This is a genomic window from Fischerella muscicola PCC 7414 (genome assembly GCF_000317205.1).
Lineage (GTDB): Bacteria > Cyanobacteriota > Cyanobacteriia > Cyanobacteriales > Nostocaceae > Fischerella > Fischerella muscicola.
In genome coordinates this window covers 1-6458 of record NZ_AJLK01000092.1, presented here as the reverse complement: position 1 = coordinate 6458, position 6458 = coordinate 1, and the positions used below count along the sequence as shown (strand labels likewise).

4 protein-coding genes are annotated in these 6458 nt (G+C 40.4%); 3 read left to right on the top strand and 1 reads right to left on the bottom strand.

The annotated features are described in order from the left end of the window. Nucleotides 1–114 precede the first annotated feature (114 nt). Complete coding sequence (locus tag UYI_RS0114085; protein WP_016867297.1) at nt 115–504, bottom strand: hypothetical protein; 390 nt, start codon at nt 502–504, stop codon at nt 115–117. 987 nt (nt 505–1491) lie between these two features. On the opposite strand from UYI_RS0114085, the gene UYI_RS0114075 reads away from it, so the two are divergent. The 3 genes from UYI_RS0114075 (at nt 1492) to UYI_RS0114065 (ending at nt 6215) form a co-directional block, all read left to right on the top strand. Next, entirely contained in the window at nt 1492–2766 is a 1275-nt protein-coding gene (locus UYI_RS0114075; RefSeq protein WP_016867295.1) for a glycosyltransferase family 4 protein, read from the top strand. A gap of 670 nt (nt 2767–3436) precedes the next feature. Next, a complete protein-coding gene (locus UYI_RS0114070) occupies nt 3437–4246 on the top strand; it encodes a choice-of-anchor W domain-containing protein (protein WP_016867294.1) in 810 nt (269 codons plus the stop codon). 244 nt (nt 4247–4490) lie between these two features. Beyond that, nucleotides 4491–6215 carry an Rqc2 family fibronectin-binding protein gene (locus tag UYI_RS0114065; protein ID WP_016867293.1) on the top strand — a complete coding sequence of 575 codons (1725 nt, stop codon included), beginning with the start codon at nt 4491–4493 and terminating at the stop codon, nt 6213–6215. The last annotated feature ends 243 nt before the right edge of the window (nt 6216–6458 follow it).

The following is a 6458-nucleotide window of genomic DNA, read 5'->3' as shown; positions in this document are numbered from 1 at the left end:
AATTTTTAATCATTTACCCATAAGCTATCTGAAAAATAAGGGCTAGGGGCTAGAGGTTATAAGTTAAAAAAATGATTTTTATGCCTCTGATAGGTTGCAGTTTGAGACATCTACTTAGTCAAGAGGAATATGCAGCCATTGTTGTAAGTGCGATCGCAAATTTTGGGTGAATTGAGAACGTTGTTCGTGTTTTTCTGTGCGAATTGGCTTGCGTTGTTGATCTAACATCCAGCCATAATCGCTACTCAAGCGTAGTTTATCCTGCCAATCTGAAATAGAGACAATCAGACTAGGTGCAGGAGTGTTATCTGCGTCTTTGACTCTGAACACGTAATTAAATGTGTTTTGTTTCCCAGGAGCAACTGTTGAGGGTTGTCCACATTCTGCCAAAAGCCGCGATCGCACTTGTTCTACCAAACCAGGTTTATCTATTTCTTCCAGTGTGCGAACTGCTAGGGTAAGAGCAAAGTAAAACTCTTCAACGGGAATGAATTCTAATTGCATAAGGGTATTTTACTAGACGGGAAGTCTGTATCTATTACGATTGCTTTTTAATTTTGCTACAGCGAGTATTGATTAGTACTGACTATGGCAATACGCAATAGAAAAATAATATGTGTAATTAATTTTGTCTAACTACTAGTTCACCAAATTGATTTTGATAGGTTAGCCAGATCCCCGACTTTTTTAAAAAGTCGGGGATCTGACCCCTCGCAAAGAGTTAAAACTTATGTGGTCGAGTACTAGTTATTCCTATAATTAAGCATAGGGAGAATCTATGCCTATAGGTAGATATATAGATATATTAATATCTGCGTAATATATAAATTATTCTTATCGGTTATTGAAATTTCATAATTCTGTCTTGAAAATAAGGCAGAACCCCAGGGGCAATTGCCCACAACGAGGAGATGAATTAAACGTAGACGCGCTCATAGGCTTCGGTGAAGGGTAACCGATGAACACCGATGTAGACGCCCCTAAGGGCGGCTTAAGGTAGGGTACACCGATGGATTATGAGTTTGCTGTTAAGTTGATCCCCGTTACCCCTAATCCCCACTCCCTACGGTCGTGGGGACTGGTGAGTTCCCCGATCCCTATTTTCAAGACAGCTAGACCCTTTCCAGACACAGATGAAGCGAAGTGCGCTGAAATATTATTATTTCAAATAACTATTATTTTAATTTATTATAAAAAGACTATAAATCACCTTAATTATCTTCATAGATGCAACGCAATCTTAGCAATTCCCGGTAAAAAACTTAACTTTGCTTATAGATACCATCAAAGAAAAATATTACTAATTACATATAAACAAAACGAATGGAAATATGTAATTTAGCAGATTACTTCTGGTAGAAGATGTATAAAAATCTTAGGCATATTAAATTAAAATAAAGATTACTTAAACTTTCCACATGATTGAGGTACAAAGGCAGGCGAAATCTCAAACTTGCCATAGACCTCGTTCAATTCAAAAACCAACAGACTATGAACTCTAGAACTGAACAACGCATTGCCTTGATTTCAGTACATGGCGACCCCGCAATTGAAATAGGCAAAGAAGAAGCTGGAGGGCAAAACGTTTATGTGCGCCAGGTGGGTGAAGCGCTAGCCCAGCTAGGATGGCAAGTTGATATGTTTACTCGCAAAGTAAGCACAGAGCAAGATACTATTGTTCAACATCGTCCTAATTGTCGAACAATTCGATTAGAAGCAGGTGCTGTGGAATTTGTCCCTAGAGACAATTTATTTGGAAATTTGCCAGAATTTGTGGATAATTTTCTCGAATTCCAAAGATTAAATGGGATTACTTACCCATTAATTCACACAAACTACTGGCTCTCTAGCTGGGTAGGAATGCAGTTAAAGAAAATTCAAGGCAGCAAGCAGGTTCATACATACCACTCATTAGGAGCAGTCAAGTACAACACTATCAAGACTATTCCTCTAATTGCCAGTACACGGTTAGCAGTGGAAAAAGAGGTATTGGAAACAGCAGAACGGATTGTGGCAACAAGTCCACAGGAGAAAGAACATATGCGATCGCTTGTTTCCACAAAAGGTAACATTGATATCATTCCCTGCGGTACTGATATTGAGCAGTTTGGTCGTATTAGTCGGCAAGCAGCAAGAGTTCAGTTAGGGCTTAACCCCGAAGACAAAGTAGTTATGTATGTGGGGCGTTTTGACCCCCGTAAAGGTATAGAAACCTTAGTGCGTGCTGTTGGAAAGTCTCAATTCCGTGGTGATAAACATCTCAAGCTTATCATTGGTGGTGGAAGCCGTCCAGGGCAAAGCGACGGCATGGAACGTGAACGAATTGAAGGTATTGTTCACGAATTGGGAATGAGTGACTTTACCATCTTTACCGGACGTCTGAGTCAGGAAATCCTACCTTCTTACTATGCTGCTGCTGATGTTTGCGTTGTTCCCAGTCACTATGAACCATTCGGACTAGTAGCAATAGAAGCAATGGCTAGTAATACACCAGTAGTGGCCAGTGATGTTGGTGGACTTCAGTTTACTGTCGTATCTGAAGAAACCGGTTTGCTAGCACCACCACAAGATGAAGATGCTTTTGCTGTGGCAATTGACCGAATTCTTGCTAATCCCCAATGGCGAGATAAATTAGGCCAAGCCGCTAGAAGAAGAGTTGAAAACAAGTTTAGTTGGAATGGTGTGGCGACTCAACTCAGTGAATTATACACCCAATTGTTGCAAGCAAAAGTTCAAGAAGAAGAACCAGTATTACTGAGTTCATAATTTTTTAGCCATTAATAATGGGTAATTGGTGAGCCAGCGACTCTTACGCAGGGGGTTCCCTCCCCCAACCCCAAAGGGGACCCCTAGCCCCCATGAGCGTAAGCGCGAACCCGTAAGGGTAATGGCTAAAAAGTAACTTTTATTATTGCCATTTACCTATTAGTATAATTTTGTTCTGTCTTTCATCCTGATGAAAAATATTGGGATGGAAGGCAATTCACTGTAAACGTGGGTTTTTGCTGTTAGCCCGAAATTTATTTGAGGGCGGGATGTTGGGCTAATGAAATTTATCAAACTCATGTTTTAATCAAGTATTTTTACACAAAAGCTATAAAAAATAATTGCCAGATAAATATCTAAAGTTTTGGAGATTTTCAGTATTCTCACCACTTACTGAAAAGTTTTTATTAAGTTCCAAATTTTCTGTAAACTAAAATACTTTTCCTCGACATTTAAAAGACTGGATTGTAAGTTGTAATAACTACAAAGAATATTTTGCACAAAGCAAAAGATGCAGAAATCAACAAAAATCTGCATTGCTTGTTTTTATATGTGTTGAGACAAAATTTTCTTTGCTTGTTTAATGAGGCATAAGCTATCTCAATAAAAGATATTAGGGTGTAAATCTTTTTATATACAGCTACAGAAAAATCGCAAGTTAGGAGATTATATGCGCTATTTGAATAAATATGTAAATCACAGCAAATCTATTTTCGTTTTGGGAATAGCAACGCTAGGCTTGCTGATGGCAGCTAACCCAGCAAAAGCTTTTACACTTACTCCTTTGGTATCTCAAGATGCTGATACAGATTTTGATGATTACGATTTTAATGCCATGCTTGACAGCAACCAGTTTAAAGAACTTTTTGTTGCTGAAGGACGAATTGGTAACAACAGTACAAATACTGCTGAGCGGGAATTAGGTATTAATAGAGATGTCAGAGATCCTGACCCTAATTTGGCTGGTAAACCTGTTGCTCAAGATCAGTTTGTCTGGGGAAATGGTACGCTTTACGATCTAGTTCTGGAGTATACAGGTTCTCGTGTTAATTACATTGTTGGAGGTAAGACCCTCAGTAGCACAGCTTTTAGTGGTTCTGTAACAGATATTTTCTTCCGTACTCGTGCTGCTAACAACAGCACTATGACGCTAAGCAACTTCGCCATCCAAAGCCTAGATCAAAATGGAAATCTACTAGGAAATACATTTAATATTGGGGGCTTATCTTCTACTGGTCAAGGTAGTAGTGATATGGACTATCTCCGACTCAGCAATATATTTACTCCTTTCCGACTCACTGGTAAAGTCTCCATGAGTTGGACTGGTGCAGCACCTAGTCGTTCTAATTTGGCATATCAAATCAAAGTTGGCACTTCTCCCCAGAGTGTACCAGAACCTGCCACAGTCGGTGCTATTTTCTTAGCTGGGATTGCAGGTGTCAGGTGCAGTCAAAGAAACAAACAGACTCAACAAGTTTAATACCGTTTCACTTTAATTCAGCGACCAGTAGACAAGGAAGACAAACCAGACAAGGGGGAGGATTGGTATCCAGCATTTTGTGAAATGGTATTAAGAGGATTCTGATGTTGAATTGACGTTTTCCTAAAACTCAATTGCCGTTAACATAAAAGATGCATACCGATAGAGATATGTTTATTCGGTGTGCATCTCTTGTTTTCAAGAGCTATGTAAACCATCGAAGTTACTTGAGCGAAAAATTGTTGTGCAAACATTCGACTTTACCACTCTCACTGCTGTTTGTAGCGACATCCGCGCTCAGTGGTTGCCATCGCGCTTGGAACAAGTTTATCAGCGCGATCGCTATACTATTTCTATAGCGCTACGTACCCTCAAACAGCGCGGTTGGCTAGAGATTTCCTGGCATCCCCAAGCGGCGCGTCTGCACATCGGCGATCCACCACCGCGATTACTAGATACATTTACCTTTAGTCAGCAACTAGTTCATCAGTTGGGTAGTTTGGCGTTGGTGACAGTTGAGGCGATCGCACCTTGGGAACGCGTTGTTAATTTACAATTTGCTCGTCGTCCAGGAGAAGAACCTCTGTATCACCTGTACGTAGAAATTATGGGTAAATACAGTAACGTTATTCTCACTGATGCGAATAACATGATCATTACTGCTGCTCACCAAGTTAATCAGCAAAAATCCAGCGTCCGTCCTATCCTGACTGCACAGCCTTATGAAACACCACCCAGTCTGACTAATGCTATACCTAGTTTGAGCGAATCTCAACAACGCTGGCAAGAAAGAGTCAGTTTAATACCAACAGCAATCAAGCAACAGTTGTTAAAAAACTATCGTGGTGTTTCTCCAGCATTGGTACAGTCAATGCTGTTGGCAACAAATATAGATCCAGAAACTAACACTGATACCCTGACACCCCAAGATTGGCAGAGACTATTTGCACGTTGGCAAGAATGGTTGCAAGCTTTAGCAGAAGAAAAATTTCAACCAGCTTGGACAACAGAAGGATACACAGTACTCGGCTGGGGTGGAATTGAACCAGCAGAGGATATTCAAGAATTACTCAACCGCTACTATACAGATCAACTCAATCAACAAACTTTCTCTCAACTACAGCATCAACTGACTCAGAAAGTCAGTAATCTTTTAGAAAAATTGCGGTTGAAGGCACAAACTTTTGAGCAACGCTTGCACCAATCTGATCAAGCCGATGAATATCGCACTCAGGCTGATTTGTTGATGACATACCTGCAAAAGTGGAAACCAGGCATGAAGGAAATTACCCTTCCTGACTTTGACACTGGTAAATCAGTAAAAATTGCCCTAGAACCAGATAAAACTGCTGTACAAAACGCTCAATATCTCTATAAACAGCACCAAAAACTCAAACGCGCCCGTGTTGCTGTGGAACCACTATTAGCAGAAGTGAATGCCGAAATCGAATATTTAGAACAAGTCGAAGCAGCGATCGCTCAAATAGAGAATTACACAACAGCAACAGATTTGCAAGCCTTAGAAGAAATTCGTGAAGAGTTAATTCAACAACAGTATTTAGAAGATCAAGAATACCGCAGTCGTAGTAAAAACGAAACCACTGATAATTTTCATCATTACCGTACCCCTAACGGTTTTGAAGTCTTGATTGGTCGTAATAATCGGCAGAATGATCAATTAACTTTCCGTATTGCTAACGATTATGACCTGTGGTTCCACACTCAAGAAATTCCAGGTAGTCATGTACTACTAAGACTAGAACCTGGTGCTGTTCCAGACGAAGCAGATTTACAATTTACTGCTAATCTGAGTGCTTATTACAGTCGCGCTCGTCAAAGCGACCAAGTACCAGTAGTTTACACTCAACCAAAGTATGTCTATAAACCCAAAGGAGCTAAACCGGGAATTGCTATTTACAAGCAAGAACGGATTATTTGGGGACAACCACACTTAGTAGTTAGTGGTTGATTGTTGGTTGTTGGTTGTTGGTTTGGTTGTTGTACCAGACGTGCCATGGCACGTCTGGTCATTGGTTAGTGGTTAGTGGTCATTTGTGAGCTTTGTTACTATTTATTCTCCCCACACTCCCCACTGCCCCCCAACCCCACAAAGTGGGGACCCCTAGCCCCCCATCTTCTCAGTTTCTCTGAACTTTCAGCATCTGTGCGGTTAAAATATTTTTTCCCAACAGTTAAATTTTTAACACCAAGT